Raw genomic sequence first — 25,176 nt, forward strand, 5'->3', positions numbered from 1 at the left:
ACCTGGCGTAATGATCCGGCACCCGCGCTTCGCGCACTCGGGAGCGGCGACCGTACTGCGTAGTATTCTTGGCGCCGCCTCATTCCGCCAAGGACCCGAGTCCATGCGTCGTGCCTATCGCCTTCTTCTTGTGTCGCTGGCCTGCGGGCTGCTGCTGAGCGCCTGCGGCGGCGCAGTCCGCCGGGTGTCCGAGCCGGCCGCCAGCATCCAGCAACTGACCGTGCGTGCCGACGGCTCCTGGTCGGTGGACCTGCGCCTGCAGAACTACAGCAGCATCCCGATGCAGTTCGAACGCGTGGCACTGGAAATCTCTGCCGGCGATCAACCGGCCGGTAAGCTCGACCAGGCCGTGGGCATGTCGATCGGCCCGGAAACCGCAGACGTGGTCACCGTCACCGTGCAACCCACCTCGCTGGGCCGCATCACCGCGGCCGACGTGCTGGCCGGCGGCCGCTCGTTCCCGTACACACTCAAGGGCACGGTCTGGGCGACCCCACAGGACAAGAAACAACGCGAGTTCAGTGTGGAATCGCGCAATACGCTCAGCCCGGCTCCCGGCCTCAACGGCGTGCTGCGCTAAGAGTCGCTAAGGCGCACGCGCACGCCTCCCGTACCCGCTTCCAAGGATCCCGCATGAGCAGCTATACCGCCCCGCTGACCGATTTCCGCTTTGCCCTGCACGACGTGCTCGGCGCGCACGCCCTGTTCGCCCGGCTCGGCTACACCGAGGCCAGCACCGACATCATCGACGCCGTACTCGAAGAGGCCGGCCGCTTCACCTCGCAGGTGCTGGCGCCGCTCAACAGCGTGGGCGACGAGATCGGTTGCGCGTTCGACAAGAGCACACACGCGGTGACCACCCCCCCCGGCTTCCGCGCCGCCTACGATCAACTCGTGGAAGGCGGCTGGAACGGGCTCACCGCCGAACCGCAATTCGGCGGCCAGGGCATGCCGCACACGCTGGGCGTGCCGCTGAGCGAAATGATCAACGCCGCCAACCTGGCCTGGGGCAACTTTCCGCTGCTGTCGCATGGCGCGATGGAAGCCCTGCGCCAGCACGGCGAGACCTGGCAGCAGGACGTCTTCCTCAAACCCCTGATCGACGGCCGCTGGACCGGCACCATGTGCCTGACCGAACCGCATTGCGGCACCGACCTGGGCCTGCTCAAGACCCGCGCCGAACCCAATCCCGATGGCAGCTACGCCATCACCGGCACCAAGATCTTCATCACCGCCGGCGAGCACGACCTCACCGACAACATCGTGCACCTGGTACTGGCCAAGCTGCCGGACGCACCGGCCGGCGCCAAGGGCATCTCGCTGTTCGTCACCCCCAAGTTCAAGGTGGGCCGCGACGGCAGCGTGGGCGAGCGGAATGCGCTGCATTGCGGCTCCATCGAGCACAAGATGGGCATCAAGGGCTCGGTCACCTGCGTGATGAACTTCGAGGGCGCGCAAGGCTACCTGGTCGGCCAGCCCCACAAGGGACTGCAGGCGATGTTTACGATGATGAATACCGCACGCCTGAGCGTGGGCCTGCAAGGCATCGGGTTGTCCGAGCGCGCCTACCAGAACGCCCTGCGCTACAGCCGCGAGCGGTTGCAATCGCGGGCGCTCAGCGGGGCCAAATTCCCGGACAAGCCGGCCGACCCGATCATCGTGCACCCGGACGTGCGCCGCATGTTGCTGACCATCAAGTCGCTGACCGAAGGCAGCCGCCTGCTCGCGTTGCATGCGGCCAGCCTGGTCGACGTCGCCCATCGCGGCGAGAGCGAACGCGAACGCGCCGACGCCGAGACCCTGGTGAGCTTCCTCACCCCGATCTCCAAGGCCTGCCAGACCGAATGGTCGATCGAGAACACCTACCACGCGCTGCAGTGCTTCGGCGGCCACGGCTACATCCGCGAATACGGCATGGAGCAGCTGGCCCGCGACGCGCGCATCACCACCATCTACGAAGGTACGACCGGTATCCAGGCGCTGGACCTGATCGGCCGCAAGACCGCCGCCAGCCAGGCCGCCGGGCTGAAGCTATTCCTGGCCGACGTGGAAACCTTCGCCAACGCCCAGGACGGCAACGCTGCGCTGGCCGAGTTCATCAAGCCGCTGCGCGACAAGTGCAGCGAATGGGCGATGCTGACCCGCGATGTGCTCGACCGCGCCGCGCGCAACCCGGACGAACTGGGCGCGGCCAGCCACGACTACCTGTTTTATTCGGGCTACGTGGTGCTGGCGTACTGGTGGGCGCGCAGCGTGGCCGCTGCCGATGCCTCCGCGCACAGCGAGGACTTCAAGCGCGCCAAGCGGGAGACGGCGCGGTTCTACTTTGCCCGCATCCTGCCGCGCACCCTGACCCATGCCGCCGCCATCCGCAGCGGCGCCGCACCGCTGATGACCCTGGAAGCGGAGCTGTTCGGCGAAGGCTGAGCGCCTCGCGCCGGGTGCGCTCCTACGGCTCACGCCGCGGAATCCTGCCGCTGTCGCAGGAGCGGACCTGGCCGCGACAGAGCGGTATCGCTCGACAAAGCCTCGCGCCCGGGTGCGCTCCTATGGATCACCAACGCCATCACTGCGTTCGACGAGCGATTCCGCAGCGCGGCGGCACGCAATGGCGGGCAACGGGACTTGCCGAGCCAGTGCTTTGAAGACACGCGCCAACGCCATTCGCTGCGATACACAAACTGTCAACGATCGGGTATAAGCTGTTTTCCCGATGGAGACAGACACGCACGTTCGTGATGTGATCGTCCCCGGAGGCAGCGCTGCCCCGGACACGGGCAGCGCTGTCGCCGCAATCCACCAACTCCCCACGCTTCGCCTGCTGTCGCTCGATGCGCATGGCCGCGTGCTGGACTGGATCAACTGGCAAGACGCTGCCTGCCTGTACGCCCGCGATGCGGTGTCGTGGACGCTGGGCGAGCCATGCATGCGGATCCACGGCGGCATCTCGCGGCTGACCGGCGAGCGCAGCACGCTGGAACTGCACCCCATCATCGCCGCGCGCGGGCATGCCCGGTCGCGCGCGCTGGACCCGACCCCGACCCTCAGCAACACCGCGTTATTCGCGCGCGATTCGCAGCTGTGCATGTATTGCGGCCAGCATTTCAGTCGCCCGCACCTGACCCGCGACCACGTCATGCCGGTGTCCAAAGGCGGTCGCGACAGTTGGGAAAACGTGGTGACCGCCTGCTTCCAGTGCAATTCGCGCAAGGCCAACCGCACGCCGCAACAGGCGCATATGCCGCTGCTGGCGGTGCCCTACCGGCCGAGCTGGATCGAGCACCTGATCCTGTCCAACCGCAACATCCTGTCCGATCAGATGGCCTTCTTGCGCGCGCAACTGCCCAAACGCTCCAAGCTGTCGCTGTAAGCCGGCTGGCCACGCGTTGCGCCTGCCGGCTGGTGAGTGGCCGCGCCACCCTTCGGCCGAGTGCCAAGACAACCACGGGCGCTTGGGCCTGGATGCCGTGCGGTTGCCCCACTCGCGCCGCAGCGCTGGCGGCTTCGCTGGCGCACGGGGTGTCCGACGTGACATCGAACCCGGCCACGGCGATCCAACGCATGAGGCACCCGGACACGGCCAAGCGTCCCATCCCACGCAGGCAAGGGCCAAGTGGTCTAGAGGACTCGGCGCAATCGGTCCATCGAACGGTGCGGCAGATTGCCGCAGGTGTGGGTAAGCATCGCGCGCGCCAGGCGTGACGGTGTGTGTGCCCATCACTTCCCGCTGACAGCTGAACCGGTTTGCTTGCCGGGCCTTCGCATGGGGAGGACAATACGGCTTCAGAAGATTGACACGATGATGATCGACACCACCCGCTATCCGCGCCTGTCCCGCATCCAGACTCCCGACGATCTGCGCCGCTTCGACGAAGCCGAGCTGACCGCGATCGCCGAAGAACTGCGCTCCTATCTGATCGAATCGGTGGGCAAGAGCGGCGGGCACTTCGCGGCCGGCCTGGGCGTGATCGAGCTCACCGTCGCCCTGCACTACCTGTATCAGACGCCGGTGGATCAACTGGTGTGGGACGTCGGGCATCAGACCTACCCGCACAAGATCCTCACCGGCCGGCGCGACCAGATCCACACGGTCAAGCAAAAGGACGGCGTGGCGCCGTTTCCCAAGCGCGAAGAGAGCATCTACGACACCTTCGGTGTGGGCCATTCGTCGACCTCGATCTCGGCCGCGCTCGGCATGGCCATCGCTGCGCAGCGCAACGGCGACGACCGCAAGGTGGTGGCGGTGATCGGCGACGGCGCAATGACCGCCGGCATGGTCTACGAAGCGCTGAACCACGCTGGCGGCATGGACCCGGAACCGAATCTGCTGGTGATCCTCAACGACAACCGCATGTCGATCTCCGAAGCAGTGGGCGGGTTGACCAAGATGCTGGGGCGCGCCAGCGGCAGCCGCACGCTCAATGCGATCCGCGAAGGCGGCAAGAAGATCCTCGGCGACAAGAAGAACAACCCTACCGCGCGTTTCGTGCGGCGTTGGGAAGAACACTGGAAAGGCATGTTCGTGCCGTCCACGCTGTTCGAGGAAATGGGCTTCCATTACACCGGCCCGATCGATGGCCACGACCTGCCCAGCCTGGTTGGCGCACTGAAGACCCTGCAGACGCTCAAGGGCCCGCAGCTGCTGCACGTCATCACCACCAAGGGCAAGGGCTACGAGCTGGCCGAAGGCGATCAGATCGGTTATCACGCCGTTGGCCCGTTCGATCCGAGCAAGGGCCTGGTGGCAAAGGCCGGCGCCAAGAAGCCGACCTATACCGACGTCTTCAGCGACTGGGTCTGCGACATGGCCGCCGCCGAACCCAAGCTGTTGGTGATCACGCCGGCGATGCGCGAGGGCTCGGGCCTGGTGCGCTTCAGTAAGGAATATCCGCAGCGCTATTTCGATGTGGCCATTGCCGAGCAGCACGCGGTGACGCTGGCCGCTGGCATGGCGACCCAGGGCGCCAAGCCGGTGGTCGCGATCTATTCCACCTTCCTGCAGCGCGGCTACGACCAACTGGTGCACGACGTGGCGGTGCAGCAACTGGATGTGCTGTTTGCGATCGATCGCGGCGGCGTGGTCGGCCCGGATGGCGCCACCCATGCCGGCAATCTGGATCTGAGCTTCCTGCGCTGCGTGCCGCACATGGTGGTGATGGCGCCGGCCGATGAGGCCGAATGCCGTCAGATGCTGAGCACCGGCGTGCAGTACCAGGGCCCGGCAGCGGTGCGCTACCCGCGCGGCACCGGCCCGGGTGTGGCGCTCGATGCGTCGCTGGCCACCCTGCCGATCGGCAAGGCGCAGCTGCGCCACAGCGGCACCCGCATCGCCCTGCTCGGCTTCGGCGCGACGGTGGATGCGGCAGAGGCGGTCGGCCGCGAACTGGGACTGACGGTCGTGAACATGCGCTTCGTCAAGCCGTTGGACAAGGCGATGCTGCTGGAGCTCGCAAAAACCCACGACGGCTTCGTCACCATCGAAGACAACGTGGTTGCAGGCGGCGCAGGTGCTGGCGTGTCGGAACTGCTCAACGCCGAAGCCGTTACCATGCCGATGCTGCACCTGGGCCTGCCGGACAGTTTCCAGCATCACGCCAGCCGCGAAGACCTGCTGGCCGAGGCCGGCATCGACCAGGCCGGCATTCGCGCCGCCGTGCTCAAGCGCTGGCCGCAGCTGATGACCAGCAAGACGCCTGCGTTGAACGCTGCGGCAGGCTGAGCGCGCCGACAGATTCGTTGTAGCGCGTGCCGCATTACACCGGCGGCACCGCGCCAGTACGCTCAAAACCCTCCACCAGGTGCGCGATGCGCGCCTGCGATTGGATCAGTTGTAGCGCCGCCTGCAGGCGACGCACGCCGTGTGGCACCTCGCCGGCGCCGAGCGCCTGACGCAGCAACGCCGGCAAGCCATCCAGATCGCGCAGCCACCAGGCAGCACCTGCCACCTGCAGGCGCGCGGCGTGATCGAACTGGTCGTAATCCAGCGGATAGACGATGGCCGGCAATCCCGCGGCGAGGCAGGCGTAGAGAATGCCGGCACCGCCGTGATGGATCACCAAGGCGTAGCGGTGCAGGTGCTGGGCGTAATCCACATAGGGCAGCCGCTGATAGTTGCCCTGCCCCGGCTGCGGCGAAGCGCCGGTGTCGCCGTCGCTGAAATGGAAGACCACCTCCGGGAACTGCGGCGCCAGCGCACGCAGCACGCCATCCATGCGCTGCTTGACCCATTGCAGATGCGTGCCCAGCGTCACCAGCACATGCCGGCGACCGTCGACGAAGGTGGGCGCCGGCACCGACGAAGGCGGCGTGCACAACTGCGGCCCGACAAAGCGCACTGCCGTCGGCCAGCGTTGCGCCAGCTCGAACGACGGGACTCCCAGGGCCAGGATGCACTGCGGCGAATACACCGCCTCGCTGCGATCGCGTCGATAGATTGCCGGCAACCCGCACGCGCGCATCTGGCGCCGATAGCAAAGGTGCAGGGTCCGTTTGAAGCCACGTGTGAGCCGGCGCGCCGCTGCATGCCAGACACGCTGCAAGGGTGTGGTCGCAGGCAGCAACCCGCCAAAGTATGCGGGCGGTCCATCCATGGTTTCGATCACGCATGGCGACGGCATGCTGGTCCACCAGGCAATACCCATCGTCTGTGCGGCCAGTCCTGCGCTGGGCAGGGTGAAGTCGACGATCACCAGATCCGGCCGCCGCGCGCGCCAGCGCTGCTGCAGCGCTTCGCCGAGCTGCGCCATGAGCCCGAGTGCGCTGTGCAACTGCCGACGCAGGCGCACGGGGTTGTGGCCCACTGCATGCGGCGGGTTGGCGATGGAAAGCAGCAAGCGATCGGCATGCGCATCCAGCACGCTGGCAGTGGCGAGCCCACATGCCTCGATGCGCGCCCGCGCAGCAGGCGTGCTGATGACGCAGACATCGTGCTGCGCGGTGAGCTGTTGCGCGATCGCCAGGATGGGATGCAGATGGCCGCTGTAGGGCGGTGCGATCAGATCAATGCGCATGCGCGGTACCCTGTCGCATTCGTTCGATCTGCGCGACAAAGCGCTGGCACTCGGCAAGCACCTCGGCGTTGCGCAGGTACGCCATGTGTCCGCACGCAGGCCTGGCATCGACCTGCCCATCGAACAGTGTTCGAGAGATCCAGTCGCTGCGGCCCTGTACCACGCGCAGCTGGCCGAAAACTGCGGGCGCATCACACACCGGGCCGTACGCAAAAACCGCCAGGCGTGCACGCAGCGCATCCGGCAACTGCAATGCGGTCAACAGCTGCAGTCCGCAGCTGCCGGCAAGAAGCAGCGTCATCGGCGCCTGATCCAGCAGCGCATGGACACGCTTGCGATCGGCTTCGGCAAGGCGGGCATGTCGGGCCGCAAGATACTGCCGTGCATTGGACAGGCTGGCACGCCACAACGGCGTGCGCCGGTGCGGCGCGCCGTTGCGGCGATACGGGTAATTGCAATCCAGCAGCTGCCGGCCTGCGCCCTGCAGCTGTTGCAGAAATGCGCCCTGCTCCGCACTCAAGGCGCAGCTTGCCGGATCGCTTTGCCCGGTGAGGAAGGCGATCTGCAGCGGCATCGACTCACTCCGCACGAAAGCACCCATTCGGTAGCACGCGGTAACGCCGCGTGCGCCAGCGGATCGTGCGCACCAGCGCTGCGTGCAGCAGATGCAGCGGCTGCAGGCATTCGGCGCATAGCGACACCAGCAGGCGGTGGCGAACGGCGCCGGTGACGCGCCATTGCACAGCGCACAGCAGCAGCGCGCGCACCAGCAAGACGATCAGCACGCAGAGTGCAGCCGGCCAGGTGTGCTGCATGCAAGCGCAGACCAGCATGGCCACCAGCAGCAACGGCGGCAGCCCCTGCAACACGCCGATGGCACTGCGTACGTGCAGGCGTTGACGGCCTAGCAGGATCGATGCGAACAGCATCCAGCGATGCATCTGGCGCATATAGCCACGCAGGTCGGGCATGGCGGTACGCATCGCCACCGGCGCAGTGGATTGCCAGAGCCGCCCGCCGCGGTCGCGCACCAGGGTGGCGAAGGCCAGATCGTCGGTCAGCTGCTCCAGCAATGCAGTAAAGCCACCCCAGCTGCGCAGCTGTTCGGTACGCGCGGCATAGCACATGCCATTGATGGTCAGCGGCGCTGCGAATGGCAGCCAGCCCAAGTACGTGAGCGCGGCATTGTTGTTGACGAACTGCGCCAACAGGCGCCCGGCCAGCGTGGCGCTGTCGCGGTAATACGGCAGTGCGGTGACCACATCGGCATGCGTGAGGTCCGACAACAGTTGCGACAGCGCATGGCCGCCGAGGTGCGCATCGTCGTCGAGAACCAGGCTGACAGCCGCATCGATGTGCGGCAGCGCGTAATCGAGTTTCCAGGCCTTGGGGTTGATGCCTGGTGGCGCCGCGGGCACGAGAATGCGCGCGATCCGCAGCTGCGGATATTGCGCAACGACAGCAGCGGCAGCGGCGTTTCCCGGGCCATCGTCGGCATCCAGCAACCAGACGAACTGCGCCTGCGGCAATGCCTGCGCGTTGGCAACAAGCACCTCCTGCAAATGCGCATCGCCACCAAGAATAGGCTGCAGGATCGCCACCTCGGCCGGCGTGGCAACGGCACGGCGCGCCGGCCTCGCGCGTTCGCCACGCATGACCCACAGCACGGCCGCCGTCTTGACCAGCAGCACGGCCAGATACAGCGCGGCCAGGATGGGAACGATCAGGTCCACTGCGCTGCCTGCCAGCGCACGAAGGCGTCCACACCCTCGTCCAGGCCGACACTGGGCCGGCCAAGATCGGCAAGCGTGCGGCGCGGATCGAAGGTCTTGGAATATGCGAACACGCCAACGCCGAAGCGCGTGATCGGCGGCTCGCCCCGCAGCCGCAGCCCGCGATACACCGCTTCCACCACGCTGGCCATGCGCAACGCGGTGCCGATGCGCACCTCGCGCCGTGGCAACGGCAGCTGCAGGCGCGCCAGCACCTCCAACAACAACTGCTGCAGGTCCACCGGGTGTGCGTTGGTGAGATTGTAAGCAGCCTGCAACTGCGGCGCGGTGGCCGCGCGGTACAGGTAATCGCACAGCGTATCGATATAGATCAGGTCGCCGATCACCGGCTGGGTCTGGCCGACGAAACGCGGCAATGCACCCTTGCGCGCGGCGGCGATCACGCGCGGAAACAGCACCGTGTCGCCGGGCCCGAATACCGCACGCGGGCGCAACACGCTCTTTTCCCCGGGATAGTCATCCAGCAACGTCTCGCCAAGATATTTGGTTTGTGCGTATGTATTGACGAACGCCGGGCCGATCGGGCTGTCTTCATCCAGGCCGTATTGATGCGCTTCGCGATAGAACACCGAACTGGAGGAGACATATAGCAGGCGCGGGCAGCCGTTGCGCTTGCAGAAGTCGATGAGGTTGGCGGTGGCCTGGACATTGTGCCGCTGAAACTGCGCACGCGTGCCCCACGGCGAGGCCAACGCAGCTGCATGAATCACCACATCCGGTTGCCAGTCCAGCGAGAAGGCCTGGCTCAGATCGATGCGATGGTAGTTGGGCAGGTCGCTGGCGCGGCGGCCGATACCGTGAATCTCGACGCCCGGCTGCCCCTGAAAGCGCCGCAAGAATGCACCACCGACAAAACCGGACGCGCCGGTCACGAGAATGCGCAGGCTCATCGCCACTCCGGTTGATATCGGTCAAGACTCGGCTGGCAATGCGAAGGCAGGATGACCAGTTCCGGATGGGCGTGCGACAAGGCGTGCAAGCGATGCACGGTGTGCTGGAATGCGTGCCAGTCGTGCATCAGCAGACGCGTGGGCCAGGCCGGCCATTGCAGCGTGGCCCAGGTGGCCGAGGACCATACCGCGTCCGCACACAGCAACACCTCGCGGTCGTGCTGGTCGCGTACCCACAGTCCCATCTGGCCGGGCACGTGCCCGGGTAGCGATACCGCGAGCACGCTGCCGTCCTCGAACAGATCGTAGGCCGGGCCGAGCTCCTGCCAGGCTCCAGTCAACGCGCGCTGCGGTGCCTGGTCGGCAAACTGCAGCCGCTGGTCGAAGTCGTCCGGCAGCAGCTGCGGCAGCAAGGCGCGGCGCAACCCACCCATGCGCGAACAGCTGCGCAGCTGCTGGTAATCCGCGCGCAGGCAGAGAAAGCGCGCATTGGGCAGATCGCGCAGGCCGCCGACATGGTCGGCGTGGAAGTGCGAAATCAAGCACCAGGCGATGTCATCCAGCGATACGCCACGTTTGTTCAACTGCGCGCCCAGGGTTTGGTCGGCGGGCAAGCTGACTGGCGTGGTCCAGCGGTACAGGCGCTCCGGCCAGGGATCGGTGGCACGAAAAAAATGCGCGGCATAGCCGGTGTCGTACAACAGCGCGCCACGCTGCGGATGCCGGATCAGCACGCTCAGTGCGGGGAATTCCACCGCATGCCAGTGACCATCTGCACGCACCATGCGTTCGCAATGGCGGCAGTGGCCCACGCGCAGCAGCTCGAGCGACACGCGCGCCGGCATCAGTAGCGCAACACCATGCCGCCGATGGCAAGCCCTGCCCCGGTGCCGAGCAGCGCGACCAGATCGCCACGCTGCAGGCCCAGGTCGACGCGTGCATGATGCAGCGCATGCGGCAACGACGCGGCGACCTGGTTACCCGTGTGTTGCAGGATGCGCACCACCTGTTCGGGGCGCAGTCCCAAGGTCTGCACCACATGATCCAGGCCGCCGCCGGAAGCCTGGTGCGGTACCAGGCAACGCAAGGCTGCGGTGGCGGTGCCGGCCTCGTGCAGCAGCTGTTCCCAGAACGCCGGCAGATGCCGCGCGGCGAAACGGTAGGCGCCGCGTCCGTCCATGCAGAACACGCGCGAGGCATCGGGCGCGCTGTCTTCGCCATGCGGGTAACGCGTGCCACCGCCGCGAATGCGGCACAGCTCGGCGCCACTGCCATAACTCGCTAGGCGGCTGGAAAGCAACGCCGAGCCCTGCTCCGCTTCGCTGCGTCCAACGACCACTGCGGCTGCGCCATCGCCGAACAAGCCGGCCGTGGCCGGCGTCGCCGCATCCAGCCCGGCCGATGCGACTTCGCTGGAGACGATCAGCACGCGCTCGTAGCGACCCAGCGCCAGTGCGTTGGCCGCCATGTCCAGGGCCACCAGAAAACTGAGGCAGGTTGCATTGACGTCGAATGCGGGGATGCCCGAATCGCCGAGGCCGAGCGCGCGCTGGATCAGCACCGCCTGGCAGGGAATCGGCTGCTCCATGACGCTGCAGGCGGAGATCAGGCAATCGATCCGACTGGCATCGAGCCCGGCGCTGGCCAAGGCCTGCTGTGCAGCGGCTGCCCCCATCGACGATGCGGTCTCGCCCTTGCCCACGTAATGGCGCGTCTCCACGCCCAGACGCGCGAACGTGGTTCCGGCCGGCAACTGCCAGCGCTCGTCCAACTGGCGCGATGTCACTTCCGTCGCCGGAACATGGCGCCCGGTGCCCAGGATGCGCAGCGGCAATGCGTTCAACGCGGAGCTCTCGAAACATGAAGGCGCGCAGCATACCGTGGCCGCATCGGCAGGCCCACCGCCGTGCATGCCGATACACCTTTAAGCGCATGCACCGCGAGGCACGCCGCGCAACAGCCGCCTGCCGCATCCATTGCATCTCTGCCAGCTGCTGTGCTCGTGCTCGGCATGACGCGCCAGGCGCACGCGGCGACATCGCCTCAAGGCGCTTCCACCTCATAGCCCAGCGCTTGCAGGCGTGCCAGATAGCCATCCGGCGCGGTCAACCGGCTGATCGGCAACACCGCGAACGTGCTGCGATTGCGTTGCAGCGCAGCGGTGGCGATACCCAGCCAATGCTCGCGCATGCGCCGTTCCAGATCGTCGATGCCGCGTTTCCTTGCAGCACCGGAGCTGGCCATTGCGTCCATGCAGGCGGCCTGCGGATCTTCGCGCGGCAGCCTGCGCAAGGCCTCGACATCGCCCACCGACCAGGCATTGGCGCGCTCCACCATCGTCGGCAGGTCGCGCTCCACCGCCACCAGAATGCTGCGGAAACATGCGGTATCGTCCATTCCGCCGGCGCGGAACTCCTTGAGCGCCTGGCGCGGGTCCTTGATCTTGTAGTCCAGCGCGGTCGGTGTGGGTTTGATGCCGGCACGCTTGGCAGCGCGTTCCACCACTGGCCAAACCACCGGCGAACGGGCCAGGCCGGAGCGCTTGATCGCCGCCTGATACAACTCGCCGGCAGCCAGCATCGGGCGTTTGCGCTCAACGCCGCGGTCGCTGCCGAGATAGCGCGCCTTGGACACGCTCCAGCGCGCATACAGGTCGGCCGGCAAGATGTCGCGCAGCTCGCGCCCGTCTTCGTTCTTCATCGCTTTCATGGCCGACGGGAGCAAGGTCAGCTTGCCGAAGAATCCCATGTCCGCATCCACCTGCACGGTTGGCGCTGCCAGCACCTGCTGGGACTGGCCGATGATGGTTTCCACTTCGGTCGACTGCCACTGCAGCCGCTTTGGCAAGGGCGATAAGGTACCCAGGATCCACAACACATGATCGCCCTTGCTGACCTTCCACAAGCCCGGCCCGGGCTGCACGCCGCGCACGACCATGGCCTCCAGATCCACCACTGCTGGTGCCGGCGTCGCCATCTTGGGCGGCACGGCTTCCCCGGCGGTCGCCAGCAGCGACACCAGCATCAAACCCATTCCCCATCCCGCGACCTTGCGTTGCATGGTGTCTCGCCCCCTGTTTGAGGCGGACAGTACGCCAAGCCGGCAGCAGCCGCGTTAGGGAAGCGTTCGGACGCGCAAACGCGGTCGATGATTAGCGTGGCAGCAGCGTCGCCAGGCGTGCAGCCAGCGGCGAGGCCTTGTCGAGCAACGCAAAGCCTTCCCAGACGAATCCCGGCGATACCGTGCAGCCCACCAGGGTGAAATCGCCGAGCGAGCGCGCCGCTTGCCAGCAGCCTGCCGGCACCACATGCATCGGCTCACCGCGTTCGGCGGCATCCACGATCACACGCTGCACTTGTTCGGTACAGGTGTCATAGATCAGCAGTTCCAAGGCATCGCCCAGCTGCCAATGCCAGGTTTCTTCCGCATCCACGCGGTGCCACGCACTGCATTCGCCGGCACTCAGCAAAAAACGGATGGCGGTCATTGCCGGGCGGGTCTGGCCGTTGTCGGTCACCTGACGCGCAGAGGCATGGATGCGGCGGTAGTGCCCGCCTTCTGGATGCGGGGCGAGGTCGAGCGAGCGGATCAGGGCGGCGGCGGTCGGATGCATGCAGGCATGCTAGGCCAGACACGCCTGCGCTGCATCAGGGCAGCTGCTTTCCCGCGCGCAAGCAGGTGCGGAAGAACACCAACAAATCCCAGCTATAGCGCTTGAGCAAACGGCGTGGCTCGTTGAGAAGCCGATACATCCACTCCATGTGCAGGCCTCGCACCCACTCGGGCGCACGCTTTGCGGTACCGGACAAGAAATCGAGCAATGCGCCCACCCCGAACACCAGCGGCACGCTCAGCGCATGGCTGTGGTCCAGGATCCAGCGCTCCTGCAGCGGATTGCCGAACGCCACCAGCAGCACATCGGCACCGGAGCGATTGATGCGCTCGGCCAGGCCCTCGCCCGCCGCCGCAAATTCGCCATAACCATCGCACATGCCGACCACCTGCTGCCCCAAGGTCCCGGTCAGCGTCGCCGCAGCGGTCTTGCCCACACCCGGACGGCCGCCCAGCAGAAAGAATTTCAGCGGTTGCGCACTCTCACGGCACAGATACGGAATCAGGTCGGTGCCATTGAGGTTGCCGGCAAAGCGGCGGCCGTGGATCAGCCGCGCAGCCAGATCCATGCCGATCCCGTCGTTGACGATGCGCACGCTGGGCTCGCGCATGCGCGTCCGCAGCGCCTGGCATTGCACGATGAAATTGGTATTGGCAAAGAACACCCGTCGCGGCTGACGGGCGGCCAGCGCGTGGAATAGATCCAACGCAAAGGCTTCCTGCGTGGTGGACAGGACCGGAAAGCCGCCCAACGGAATCACCACACCCGGCGGCGTGGTTCCGCTGGCAATCCCCGTTGTTTCCACATCCACGCGCTGGCCCTGCATCATCGAATCACCAAAGGTCGTAAGGGAAGGCAGCCAACAGCCCGGCCTGCAGCTTTTCCAGATCGAAATCGCCGTTGCCGCCCAGTTGCAGACACTCCTCCACGCTGTTGCCGGAATGCCATTGCATACGCCCGGTGCCGTTGTAGTAGTCGTCGTACTTGAAGCGATCTTCGCCATTGCCCCAATCCAGATACACCGCCGGGATGCCATAGGCTTCGGCAAGGATCAAGCCGTGCAGCGAGCTGCTGATCACCAACTCGGCGCCAAGCAACGCGCTCATGAAGGTTGCGGGCTTGACGTTGGGAAAGACCAAGTGATCCTTGTACGCGCTGTACTTTTCAACCGGCTCGTTGAAGTGCGGAACGATGGCGAACGGGCGCTTGTTGATCGTACCGAGCGCATCGGCCGGGAAGAACATCGGCGTCAGCAGCCCGGGATCGCCATACACTTCCGGCACTGCGATGCCGCGATCGAGCAGAAACTTGCGCGTCTTCGGCCCACGCACTGCACGGACATCGAGCGTACTGAAGGTGTTGCGCTCGGCAGGAATCTTGCCGTTGATGCCACTACCCCAGACGGTATCGCCGTCTTTGGCGAAGTGCAGTACCGAACCGATCGCGATCAGCTTCTTGCTCAGATCCTGCTTCTCGATCAGCGTCTTGTCCTGCAGGGACAGCACGCAGGAGACGATCACCTTGGACAGGTGATCTCCCATATTCACGCCAGCGTTCTTGGGCTGCCACCAGAACAGCGCACGACGTTCTGCATGTTCTATCCATTTCTGCAGCAAGGCGTTGGCCATAACGTGTGAGTCTCCTAAAGAAAAAATGTGCGCGCATCAATGCGAGAGCGCAGCCTCCGACGAGGCATGCACCGCTGCGCTTTGCTGTGGATACAAACGGGTTTCCGGATACGCACTGGGATCCAGCACGCGATCGGTGGTGTCGGACCAATTCAGGCACTGGCGATAACGCACGCGCGGTGCTTCCAGGGCGCGGCCGATTGCTGCAACGACAGAATCGGCGTTCCCCGGAGTGTAGCCGAAACGCGACTGATACGGCCCCACCACGGCGTTCGGGCACACCGCAGGCAAGCCGAAAAAGTCGTATTGCAGCAACTTCATCGAACTGTCGGCCAGGTAGACCGGCACTTGCTCGGAGGCATACGGCGCAATCCCGAACCGCGCATGCTTGATATAGCCAATGGTCTCGGCGTGTTTCATCTCGCCATAGACCACCACGTTATCGCCGTAGCCCGGATGCCGGCCCATGCCCGAACCGATCACATGAAACGTCACCTGCGGAAAGGCCTTGCTGGCAACGACGAAGAATTCCGGATCGAACAACATCGAACCGACCGCCACTGCGTGGATGCCCTCCCCGTACGGCGACGGGTCGCCGAGTTGATCCAGGTTGTGATCCACGCCATGGCCAACGTGATAGACATTGTCGCGGCTGGCGATCTCCTCTGCCATTGCCGGCGATACCAGTGCAATCACATCGAGCTTGGGCGCCACGCGGTCGAACTCGCGTTCGATATACGACGCAACCTTGATCGTGCTTAATCCGTCCGACGCGCGATAGACCAGCTTGGCTGCGGGATTGACGCGCTTGGCCAGTTCGATGAAAGCGACCGCAATGCCGCTTTCGAACAGGATCACATCCGCCTCGCGCATCCAGTCGAGTAACTGGCGCGGCGGATGCGCAGCATACCAACGGAACATCGCATCCTCGACCGACCGCAACCATGGACGACGCGTATTGAACGGATGCACCGTCGTGCGCCACAGGTAGCAGTCGACGCCCTTGTGCGAGACGACCGTGTTCGCGGTTTCGTCGAGCGGCAGCCGCATATCGCCCTTCATGCGCGACAACCGGCTGTAACGCAGCGAGAAGAACCGCGTGGTCCCGCGCAACGCCAGTTGATCGGTGATGAAGTGGATATTGGCGCGCCGCGGCGTGCGGTAATCGTGGGCGGACAAGACCAGATAGCAAGGCCGGCGGATGCCGGAAGCGGCGGCGGGTGTGTCGCTCATGGGCCGTGTCCTATGAATGAGTGAGAGAAAGCATGACCGACTGCAGGCGAAGACAATGTCGACTCATCGACGTGCCTTGGCCTGCGTCAGCAGCTTGCGGATGTTGATGATGGCAATCACATCGCGACGGAATGCAGGCCAGATCGCCAAGGCAAGCAGGCAAACGGCAAGCATCGTCACTGCGCCGACAGCCAGTTGCTCCCACAGCGGGCCGCCAACCGTCATGGAGGCGTAATACGCACAGCCACCTGCCACGCCGTAGGCGACCATGGCGCGCAGCGCATTGGTGAACAGGGCTCCGACCGGCGCGTCTGAAATCTTGCCGATCCACAGCAGCGACAGCGGCCAGGTCAACAACAGACCGAACGAATAGCCGATCGCCACCCCCATTGCGCCCCAGCGCGAGCCGACGAAGATGCAGGCAATCAGCAGGACGCGACTGACCAGCGAATACACCAGCTGCGCGCGCATCAGTCCCCGCGCAAGGAACACCCAATACGTTGCATAAGCGGCCGTCTGGAAGATACCGCCCAGTGTCAGCACCTGGAACAGCGGCACCGCCTCACGCCACTGCTCGCCCAGCACCAGCACAATCAGCGGCATCGCCAGCGCGCAGGCGAACGCAAACAGCGCAAAGATCAGGTGCACCATCACGGTCTGCCCGCGCAACAGAAAGGCACTGAAGCGCTCGCGGTCGTCCTGCAGCTGCGACAACACCGGCAGCGCCACGCTGGTGGCAGGCGCATTGATCTGGTTCAACGGCATCATCAACAACTGGAATGCGCGGTTGTACAAGCCCAGCGCGTCCGGTCCGGTCCGCCAACCGATGATGACCTGGCCCACGTTGCGACTGGCATACCCCAGCAACTGCGCCGCCATCAGGTTCCAGCCGAAACTCATGAAATCGCGCATCGGTGCAGAACGCTGGTAGCCACCCGGCAACCAGCGCGCGCAGCTGGCGGCGATGATGAAATTGACGCCGGCCTGCACCACCTGCTGTACCACCAGCGCCCAGTAGCCCCAGCCCAGCAGCGCAGCAGCAACCGCTGCGCCCAGACCGAGCACCTGCGAGCCCACATCGCTCAGCGCCACCTGCCCGAAGCGCAGCCCGCGGCTCAGATGCGCGCGGTACTGCGTGGTCATGCCGTTGATCAGGAAGGTGACCGCCAGCGCCTGGGAAATCGTCACCAGGGCCGGCTCCTTGTAGAAGTTCGCAATCAGATGCGCCGAGGCGAACACCACCAGCGACAGCAGCAGGCCGATGCCGCTGTTGATCCAGAACAGGTTGTCGCGCTGCTCGCGGCTCACTTGCTTGGCTTGCACAGCCGCGGCAGACAGACCGAAATCGCGCAGGATCTCGGCGGCGCCGACGATGGCGGTCACCATCGCCATCAGACCGTAGTCGTAGGGCGTCAGCAAGCGCGCCAACAGGATGATGCCGCCGAACTGCACCACCATCTTGGCCGACTGTCCCAGCATGGTCACCGCTGCGCCGCCGGCAGCGCGCGACCCCAGGCTGCGCTGTGGCGGTGGCGGCGGTGTGGAAGATGTCATCGTAGGTGTCTCTGCGGTCACAGCGCGGCGTCTCCATCCTTGCCCAACGCTTCCAGATAGGTGCGGTAATGCAACTGCCCGATCCGCGGCCAGTCGCGCTGCGACAGATCCGGTGCCGGGCCGCGTGGCGCAGCACGCACCTTGTCCAGCATGCCGGTCAGCAGCGCGGCATCGAACTCGCCTTCATACAGGAACACCCAACCGGGGCCGACTTCCTCGGCGATGGCCGCGTTGGATTCGCTCCACGGCGCCAGCACCGGGCGCGCCAGCGACAACGCCAGCAGCAAGGTGCCGGAGTTATGCATCTGCCGATACGGCAACACCACCAGTTCGGCCGCGCTGACTTCGCGCGCCAGCACTGGCTCTTCCACGTAGGCCAGCAATGCGCTGATCCGCGGATCCTGCGCGCAGGCGTCCTCCACCAAGCTGCGCATCTGCGGCGTGGCCGGGTTGCCGACGATACGCAGGTTGAGACGCGCATCGTCGACCTCGCGCATGACCTCGATCAAGGTTTCCACGCCTTTGTACGGGCGGATCAGGCCAAAGTGCAGCAGCCGTCCGGGCACCGTGCTGCCCTGCTCCATGGTCGCGAACCAGTCGCGATAATGGCCGTGCAGAATCGTATCGGTGAACGGCGGACGTGGCGGCGTGGTCGCATTGATGCGAATCCAGCGCCGCGTCAGCCGGTCGATCCAGCGCAGCAGGCTACGTTCGCGCCAGCCGCGGTCCTCATGAGGCGCAAGATTGTGCAAGGTGCGCACCACCGGCGTGCCGGTCAGCTGCAGCTTGAGCAACAACAACGCAGCGCAGGCCTGCTTGGCCAACGTGCCGGCAGCGGTCGGATGGCGCAGCAGGTATTCGGGCCAATGAAGATGCAACACGTCGTAACGCGACAGCAATGCATCGCGCATCGAAAAGAAGCGCGGATGCACTGCGGCAGGCAGCGCGTCGTAGAGCTGAGTCAGGTACGGATTGGTGTTGGCATTGGGCTTTTCAGTGGAAAACAGCACCGTCACCTGCGGCTGCGTTGCCGCATGCGTCATTGACGCAGGAGCAAGCGCGCTCATCGCACAGCCTCCTGCACGCGCGGAATGCCCAACGCATCGTGGTATTCGTCGACGTAGCGCCCGACCACATGCTTCCAGTCATAGCGGCTTACATAGGCCATGGACGCCGCGCGACGGGTGTCGAAATCGCTGTCGGACTGCAACGCAAGCGCCTGCACCTGATCTGCCGCCGCTTCGATTCTGTCGCGGCTGACGATCACGCCCTGCCCCGATTCGCTGGCGAGCCGCACGAATGGCGGGATATCGCTGAGGATCGGAATCAAGCCCGCACTCATTGCCTCCACTGCCGCGATACCAAAGCCTTCATGCCGCGACAGGCACACGAAGAACTGCGCCTGCTGCATCAATGCGCGCAACTGCTCCTGCGAGGGCGACATGCTCAGCTGCACCTTCTCCTGCAGCCCGCGTTCGGCAATTGCCTTGCGCAGATCCGCTTCGTTCAGATCGTACTCGCGGCCGGCAATGATCAGCCGCCAGTGCGGGTCGCGCTTGAGCGCTGCCTGCAACAGCTCCAGGGTTTCGATCAGCCCCTTGTTGACCGACCACCGGCCGAAATACAGCATGGTCCGGCCGGGCGCGGTCGCTCCCTGCCCTGCATATTTCTCTACATCCACCCCGTTTTCGATCACCCGCAGCCGCGCCGGTGCCACCACCTTGGCGAACAGATCGCCATCGTTTTCGCTGGTGGCGATCACCCGTGCATAGGCCAGCGCCGAGGTGCGCGTGAGCGTCTGGAACCACAGCTGCTTCATGCGCGATGCGTAGGCGGTATGGAAAAAACCGCCGTGCGTGGACACCACCATCGGCTTGCCGTGCAGCGGCTTGGTCAATGCCAGATAGTCGTAAAAAAAATCGATGCCATGCAGATGCACAACGTCGGCCGAACGAATCGCACCGAGCACCGAGGGCGCCAGCGGGTAGCGCGACGAGCCGCGATAGCCAATCCGCCGGATCGGCAGCCCTTGGTGCGTGTCCTGCGCCGCAAGCTGCGCACCCGGATCGGTGAACACACGATCCAGCGTCACGACCTCGACCGTATCGGCGCTCGTGGCTTGATGTTGGCGGGCAACATTGAGAACGACCTCTTCCATGCCCCCGATCGAAGGATGGAATTGGCGGACGACATGCACCACTTTCATTACGCCACTCTCCTTTGCCAGCGGCGCGCACTCAGTTGCTGCGACGGCTGATTCTGAAAACTCGTCATTTGCGTTTCAACCCCAACATCCACGGTGCGATCGGCACCAGCACCGCGCGCATCGGCACGCTTACAGCAATCGCGAACGCGCTCAGCCCCAACGCCCAGGCAGGTGTACCGATTGCGCTACGTGCGATCAGGCCCGTACGCGCCACCACGCTGGTGGCCACCAAGAAAACCAGGGTATGCGTGCACAGAATCAGCAAGGTATTGCTACCGACCCATTGCACCCAGCGCAGACGCCGAATGAAATAGGCGACGCAAAACGTCATCGCCGTCCCGAGCAGACTGGCCAGCAGGAAGACGGCCGCCGACTGCCCGAACTGCAGGTTGTTCACGTCCACCTGCCCGTTCCATCCCGCCAGCCACCACCACAGTGCAGCCAACGGCAACAAGGCAAGCGCCCACACCTGCGCGCGCAATGATCGCAACGCATCGGCAAAGCGCGATAGCCAACCGCCGACTGCAATGAAAAACAGCGCCACCGGCAGCACATCCAGCGCGAGCGGCAAGCGCTGCTGCAGCGAAGGGAACCAGCCCGCCCACGCCAACGCGATCGGCAGGCTGATCGCCGCCACTGCGGCCGCACTCAATCGCGCACGCAACGCAATGTAGGCCAGCGTCGTGACAAAGAGCGCTGGCAGAAACCACAGCGCCGGAAGCACATACAGGCGTGACCCGTTGGCCCACAGCAATCCCGTCAGCGGGTGCCACCACGGGCGCGTCTGCGGATGACCTGCATGCCCATCGATCGCAGCAGTCAACAACCACAGCGCATAGGCCACCATGAAAAAAGCGAGATACGGCACCAGCAGCGTGCGCGCCAGCTTCGCGACGGATGCCCCCGTCAATGCCCGATGCCCGAATCGCTCGCCAACCCAACCCGACAACACGAAAAACAGCGGCACATGGAAGCTGTAGGCGAATAGCTTGTACGCTGCCGGCATGCCGCTGGCATGGCCCAGCACCACCAGCGCGATGGCCAACGCTTTGGCGGCGTCGATCTGCCAGTCACGCGTCGGCGCACGTGCCGTTCTGGCGTCCGCCAAGTGATGCGCACGCGCAGCGTGCGGTGAAGAGGATGTGCTTGTCATGCCAAGGCGCCGCTCATGCCGCCACCCGGCGCGCGCCCAGCGCCCACGGAGCGAAGCGCATCAGGATCCAACGCAGCGGCACGCTGGCGGCCAATGCGAACAGCGTGACAAAGACCGCCCAACCCAGCCCCGGACGCGCCCCACCGAATCCACCAGCCAGGGCAGCAACACCGGAGAGCACGAAGAACACCAACATATGCGTACAAAGAATCAGCAAGGTATTGCGGCCGATCCACTGCAGCCACGCCCAGCTCTGTACCAGCCGTGCCGCGCAGATCACCATCAACGAACCAAGCAACGCGCTAACCAGGAACAGCGTGTGGTTACGTCCGAATTCGAGCATGTTGACGTCGATTCGCCCATTCGCGACAGCCAGCCAGGCCACCGCCAATCCCAACACGACCGTCGCCAGGGCACTGCCGACCAAGGATGTCGGCAGGCGTGGCGAAACGTGGATCAGCAAGGCGCCCAATGCGTAAAAGCACAGCGACACCGGTAGCACATCCAAACCGAAAAAAATCCGCACGTGCTGTGTCGGGAACCAGTTCATCCAGAACCACGCCACGATCAATGCCAGCCCCGCGATCAGGATCGGGGCCAGCAGGCGGCGCAAGACCATGTAACTCACCACGGTCACCAACATGACGGGCAAGAACCACAGCGGAGGCTGCACATACAGGTCCGGGCCGATACCGGTGAACATCGCCACGATCGGCTCCCACCACGGGTGGCTTCCCCAGCGCGCAGCCTTTTCGCCGATATTGCGGGTCAACAGCCAATAGGCATAGCCAAGCAGATAGAACGTGACGTACGGCAGCAGCAAGCTGCGTACATGCCTGCCGACTGAGCGCCTGTCCAGCCCAGTCGTGGCCGACGCATAACCCGCTGCCAACCAGCCTGATACCAGGAAAAACAGCGGCACATGGAAGCTATAGGCGAACAAGGTCATGCCATGTGGGACGCCCTTGGCATGACAGAACACCACCAACAGGATCGCAATGGCCTTGGTGGCGTCGATGCGCGGGTCGCGGACGCGACCGCCTGTTGCAACCTGCGCGTCGGCGGCCGGCAAAGCCGACCGCGATGCCGGCATTGCCGACACGCTCATCGTGCTGCTCCCGCAGGCAATGGCAACTGCGCGCCATCTGCCGTTGGATCGTCCTTGATCAAGGCGGTTTGCGCGCCGGACGCAGACCAGGTCGGCAGCATGTGCCACATGCAACCGCAGACAAACCACCACAATGCCGATGTCTTGATCGAGAAGTAACCGTTGGAGACAAGCAGGCTCAAGGCGAACGCAAAGATCGCCAGGTTCTTGAACAGCTGCCCTTCCTTGCTCGGCATCAGCAGCAGGAACGAATAGGCCAGCAGGAAGGCCAGCACGCCCACGATCGATTGCGATGCGATGAAGTACGAAATGCCACTATCGAAGTAACGATACGCCTGCGCAAAATCCAGGCCCATCCAGGATTCGAACGACAGGTTATTCATCGAATAAACGGTGAAGAACACGCGCCCCATCGTGGTGTCCTGGTATGCGGTGATGCCCGTGACCCAGACCAGCAGCCATGCGCTCATGATCACCAGCAGGAACACCAGGAAGGCCAGCCGCTGATCCAACCGTTTCAATAGCGGCGTCAGCAGCACCATCAAGACACAGGTACCCGCCGCCAATCGTCCGTCTGAGGCCACGATCATGAAACCGATCAACCCCACCGACAGGATCAGCGCCGCCGGCCGCATCCAACGCCAGAACACCAGCACGATCGCGGTGAAGAAGCAGATGTAATTACCCATCGTCACCGGCTCGATGAACATCGAAGAGGCGCGCGGCAGATTGGAACCCGGCAGGAAGTTACGCTCGCCCGGCCGTGTTGCGCTGACGAACAGATTACTGTCTTCGTTCCAAAAGCCTTCGGCGCTCATGCCGCGCGCGTTGACGAAGAAGCTCTTCGGATTAATCAGATCGCCGTATTTGACTGGCATCGCCAGCTCGAATGCGGCAACCAGTGAGACGATGATGGTCATGCGGATGAACAGCTTGGGCACCGAGCCCGTGTAGGCAGAGCCAAGCACGACGAAGGCGAACACCACCAGCGCGTCGCGGAAGAACTTGGGGTCGATCTGCCAGTTCACCAAAAACCGCACGAACATCAGCGTAACGATCAACCCGAGCCCGCTGACGATCAGGGCAATGCGTTTGCGGCTCAACGAACCCATGCCAAGCAGGAAGCACGCCGCGTAGACCATGAATTCGACCGCGTAGGTGATTACCGGTCGCACGGTGAACACGTTCGCGTTGATGAACGCCAGCACCAGGTTATAGCCCACGCCGACCAGCAACGTGAGCTCGATCAGCAGGTTATGCCAGCGCACGCGAGTTTCCTCGCTCATTCGAATCAGCATGCAGATGCCCGCTTGAAAGGAGCGGCTGCAATGCAGCCGCCCGCGGCGCCGAACGCGCCTGCTCGCACGCTCCCCACCATCATCAGTACGCGGTCTTCTGTCCGAGCACGCGCACAGCGGTCAGCACGATGATGCGGATGTCCAGCCACAACGACCAACGGCGGATGTAATCGAGGTCGTACTGGATACGCTTCTTCATCGTCCGCAGTTCCGGGGTTTCGCCACGGAAGCCGTTCACCTGCGCCCAACCGGTGATGCCAGGCTTGACGTAGTGACGCTGCATGTAGTGGTTGATCAGCTTTTCGTAGTGCGTGTTGTGCTGCGCAGCGTGCGGGCGCGGCCCGACGATCGACATGCTGCCACCCAGCACGTTGAAGATCTGCGGCAATTCGTCCAAGCTGCTACGACGCAGGAATGCACCGAAACGGGTAATACGTGCGTCATTCTTGGTCGCCTGCTGGATCGTCGTGCCATGGTCGTCGTGCACACGCATCGAGCGGAACTTGAACATGTAGAACTCGCGGCCACCCAGGCCATGACGGCGCTGGCGGAAGAACACCGGGCCGGGCGAGCTCAACTTGACGCCCACGGCAATGGCGGCCATCAGCGGCCACAGGCCAAGCAGCGCGATCACGGCCAGGATCTTGTCCTGCAACGCCTTGGCCACCACGAAATAATTGTCGCGGTCCACCCCGCCCTGGCGCAGATTGATCACCGGCACGTTGCCGATCTGTTCGCCAGACTGATTGAGCAGACCGAAATCGAACAGGTCAGGCACCAGCTTGACGTTGATCGGGTAACGATCCAGGCGCTGCAACAGCTGCTTGATGTGGTCGCGTTCGCCCAGCGGCAGCGAGATCCACACCTGCTCGACCTGGTTTTCCTTCAGATAATCGATCAACGCGTCCGGCTCGCCCAGGCACGGCAATGACTGACGCTGTTCGGTCACGGCAATGTCGTAAGGAGTGCGAAAATAACCGACCAGGTTCATGCCGACCCACGAGTTACGGCTCAGGTAGTGGTTGATTTTCATCACCGGGTGACGCAGTCCCACCACCACCACGCGTTGCACGTCCACGCCCTGGGTACGCAGATGGTTGAGGAAGCCGCGCAGCACCGTGCGTGCCGCCACCAGCGAGGCCAGGCCACCGACGAACCACAAGCCGATCCAACCGCGCGACACCTGCTCGCCCACCTGCACGATCAGCGCATGCACGGCAAACAGCGCGAACACACCGCCGAATGCGCCGCCCAGCACCATCAGTTCGCTCAACAGTCCACGGCCGCGCCAGCTGCGGTACAACGGGAACAACGCAAAGCAGATCACCGAGTACAGCAGCGTGGTGGCGATCGCCAGCCGATACGGCGCGGCCGGCACCCAGGAGCCAAACACGATGCGATAAGCGACCAGACCGGACACCACAACCATGGTCAGGTCGAAGACGCGCAGAACCAGATCGGCCGCAGCCGAATATTTGGACAACAATCGCGGCGAGGAAGTCGTGTAAGTCGCGCTACTCAAGTCTGCCAAAAGCATGGGGATGTCCTCCAAACTCGATACGACGCATGCGGGGGAACATACGAATCGCACGCGAGCTTTCAATCATCTCCGCCAAGCGATCACCGCGGTAGAACCTACCGACCCCAGATCACTCGACAGCCCTTTGTTTCAACAGAGACAAACTTTCAA

22 protein-coding genes are annotated in these 25,176 nt (G+C 64.4%); 4 read left to right on the plus strand and 18 right to left on the minus strand.

Going from position 1 to position 25,176, the window contains the following annotated elements; genetic code table 11:
* Nucleotides 1–103 precede the first annotated feature (103 nt).
* From ACDH77_RS12385 to dxs, 4 genes are all read left to right on the plus strand, one after another.
* Nucleotides 104–580, plus strand: a complete 477-nt coding sequence (locus tag ACDH77_RS12385; protein WP_008571387.1) for an LEA type 2 family protein — start codon at nucleotides 104–106, stop codon at nucleotides 578–580.
* 53 nt (nucleotides 581–633) lie between these two features.
* Complete coding sequence (locus ACDH77_RS12390) at nucleotides 634–2,427, plus strand: acyl-CoA dehydrogenase C-terminal domain-containing protein (RefSeq protein WP_372353477.1); 1,794 nt, start codon at nucleotides 634–636, stop codon at nucleotides 2,425–2,427.
* Between the two features lie 286 nt (nucleotides 2,428–2,713).
* Nucleotides 2,714–3,370 carry an HNH endonuclease gene (locus tag ACDH77_RS12395; RefSeq protein WP_057682169.1) on the plus strand — a complete coding sequence of 219 codons (657 nt, stop codon included), beginning with the start codon at nucleotides 2,714–2,716 and terminating at the stop codon, nucleotides 3,368–3,370.
* A 432-nt stretch (nucleotides 3,371–3,802) separates the two neighbouring features.
* Nucleotides 3,803–5,719 carry a 1-deoxy-D-xylulose-5-phosphate synthase gene (gene dxs / locus ACDH77_RS12400; RefSeq protein WP_041470106.1) on the plus strand — a complete coding sequence of 639 codons (1,917 nt, stop codon included), beginning with the start codon at nucleotides 3,803–3,805 and terminating at the stop codon, nucleotides 5,717–5,719.
* Between the two features lie 34 nt (nucleotides 5,720–5,753).
* Here dxs and ACDH77_RS12405 read toward each other — a convergent pair whose 3' ends face one another.
* The 18 genes from ACDH77_RS12405 to ACDH77_RS12490 form a co-directional block, all read right to left on the minus strand.
* On the minus strand, nucleotides 5,754–7,010 hold the full coding sequence (locus ACDH77_RS12405) for a glycosyltransferase (protein WP_031423209.1): 1,257 nt from the start codon (nucleotides 7,008–7,010) through the stop codon (nucleotides 5,754–5,756).
* Nucleotides 7,000–7,611, minus strand: coding sequence for a hypothetical protein (locus tag ACDH77_RS12410; RefSeq protein WP_031423211.1), 612 nt, complete (start codon nucleotides 7,609–7,611; stop codon nucleotides 7,000–7,002). Before ACDH77_RS12410 ends, ACDH77_RS12405 begins: the two co-directional genes overlap by 11 nt.
* Nucleotides 7,589–8,743 (minus strand): glycosyltransferase family 2 protein, encoded by a 1,155-nt coding sequence (locus ACDH77_RS12415; RefSeq protein ID WP_031423213.1) that lies wholly within the window; start codon nucleotides 8,741–8,743, stop codon nucleotides 7,589–7,591. Before ACDH77_RS12415 ends, ACDH77_RS12410 begins: the two co-directional genes overlap by 23 nt.
* Entirely contained in the window at nucleotides 8,734–9,693 is a 960-nt protein-coding gene (locus ACDH77_RS12420; RefSeq protein WP_031423215.1) for an NAD-dependent epimerase/dehydratase family protein, read from the minus strand. Before ACDH77_RS12420 ends, ACDH77_RS12415 begins: the two co-directional genes overlap by 10 nt.
* A complete protein-coding gene (locus tag ACDH77_RS12425) occupies nucleotides 9,690–10,538 on the minus strand; it encodes an MBL fold metallo-hydrolase (RefSeq protein ID WP_031423217.1) in 849 nt (282 codons plus the stop codon). The genes ACDH77_RS12420 and ACDH77_RS12425 overlap by 4 nt, the downstream gene beginning before the upstream one ends.
* Nucleotides 10,538–11,536, minus strand: a complete 999-nt coding sequence (locus tag ACDH77_RS12430) for a 3-oxoacyl-[acyl-carrier-protein] synthase III C-terminal domain-containing protein (RefSeq protein ID WP_029819702.1) — start codon at nucleotides 11,534–11,536, stop codon at nucleotides 10,538–10,540. Before ACDH77_RS12430 ends, ACDH77_RS12425 begins: the two co-directional genes overlap by 1 nt.
* A 200-nt stretch (nucleotides 11,537–11,736) precedes the next feature.
* Nucleotides 11,737–12,753, minus strand: a complete 1,017-nt coding sequence (locus tag ACDH77_RS12435) for a TraB/GumN family protein (protein ID WP_031423220.1) — start codon at nucleotides 12,751–12,753, stop codon at nucleotides 11,737–11,739.
* A 91-nt stretch (nucleotides 12,754–12,844) separates the two neighbouring features.
* A complete protein-coding gene (locus tag ACDH77_RS12440; RefSeq protein WP_008574552.1) occupies nucleotides 12,845–13,306 on the minus strand; it encodes a cupin domain-containing protein in 462 nt (153 codons plus the stop codon).
* A 34-nt stretch (nucleotides 13,307–13,340) separates the two neighbouring features.
* Nucleotides 13,341–14,135: a WecB/TagA/CpsF family glycosyltransferase gene (locus ACDH77_RS12445; RefSeq protein ID WP_008574554.1), complete on the minus strand. Its 795-nt coding sequence runs from the start codon at nucleotides 14,133–14,135 to the stop codon at nucleotides 13,341–13,343.
* A gap of 4 nt (nucleotides 14,136–14,139) precedes the next feature.
* Entirely contained in the window at nucleotides 14,140–14,934 is a 795-nt protein-coding gene (locus ACDH77_RS12450; protein ID WP_014090472.1) for a polysaccharide pyruvyl transferase family protein, read from the minus strand.
* 36 nt (nucleotides 14,935–14,970) lie between these two features.
* Nucleotides 14,971–16,167: a glycosyltransferase gene (locus ACDH77_RS12455; protein WP_031423224.1), complete on the minus strand. Its 1,197-nt coding sequence runs from the start codon at nucleotides 16,165–16,167 to the stop codon at nucleotides 14,971–14,973.
* 63 nt (nucleotides 16,168–16,230) lie between these two features.
* Nucleotides 16,231–17,721, minus strand: a complete 1,491-nt coding sequence (locus ACDH77_RS12460) for a lipopolysaccharide biosynthesis protein (RefSeq protein ID WP_014090474.1) — start codon at nucleotides 17,719–17,721, stop codon at nucleotides 16,231–16,233.
* A gap of 17 nt (nucleotides 17,722–17,738) precedes the next feature.
* Nucleotides 17,739–18,788, minus strand: coding sequence for a glycosyltransferase (locus ACDH77_RS12465; protein ID WP_029819705.1), 1,050 nt, complete (start codon nucleotides 18,786–18,788; stop codon nucleotides 17,739–17,741).
* Nucleotides 18,785–19,927 carry a glycosyltransferase family 4 protein gene (locus ACDH77_RS12470; protein WP_031423228.1) on the minus strand — a complete coding sequence of 381 codons (1,143 nt, stop codon included), beginning with the start codon at nucleotides 19,925–19,927 and terminating at the stop codon, nucleotides 18,785–18,787. Before ACDH77_RS12470 ends, ACDH77_RS12465 begins: the two co-directional genes overlap by 4 nt.
* A gap of 64 nt (nucleotides 19,928–19,991) precedes the next feature.
* Nucleotides 19,992–21,080, minus strand: coding sequence for an acyltransferase family protein (locus ACDH77_RS12475; RefSeq protein ID WP_031423229.1), 1,089 nt, complete (start codon nucleotides 21,078–21,080; stop codon nucleotides 19,992–19,994).
* A gap of 13 nt (nucleotides 21,081–21,093) precedes the next feature.
* On the minus strand, nucleotides 21,094–22,188 hold the full coding sequence (locus ACDH77_RS12480) for an acyltransferase family protein (protein WP_372353478.1): 1,095 nt from the start codon (nucleotides 22,186–22,188) through the stop codon (nucleotides 21,094–21,096).
* Nucleotides 22,185–23,474 carry a hypothetical protein gene (locus ACDH77_RS12485; protein WP_029819710.1) on the minus strand — a complete coding sequence of 430 codons (1,290 nt, stop codon included), beginning with the start codon at nucleotides 23,472–23,474 and terminating at the stop codon, nucleotides 22,185–22,187. The genes ACDH77_RS12480 and ACDH77_RS12485 overlap by 4 nt, the downstream gene beginning before the upstream one ends.
* A 94-nt stretch (nucleotides 23,475–23,568) precedes the next feature.
* Complete coding sequence (locus tag ACDH77_RS12490) at nucleotides 23,569–25,023, minus strand: undecaprenyl-phosphate glucose phosphotransferase (RefSeq protein WP_005920304.1); 1,455 nt, start codon at nucleotides 25,021–25,023, stop codon at nucleotides 23,569–23,571.
* Between the last annotated feature and the right edge of the window lie 153 nt (nucleotides 25,024–25,176).

It is taken from the genome of Xanthomonas axonopodis pv. maculifoliigardeniae (assembly GCF_041519315.1).
Lineage (GTDB): Bacteria > Pseudomonadota > Gammaproteobacteria > Xanthomonadales > Xanthomonadaceae > Xanthomonas > Xanthomonas euvesicatoria.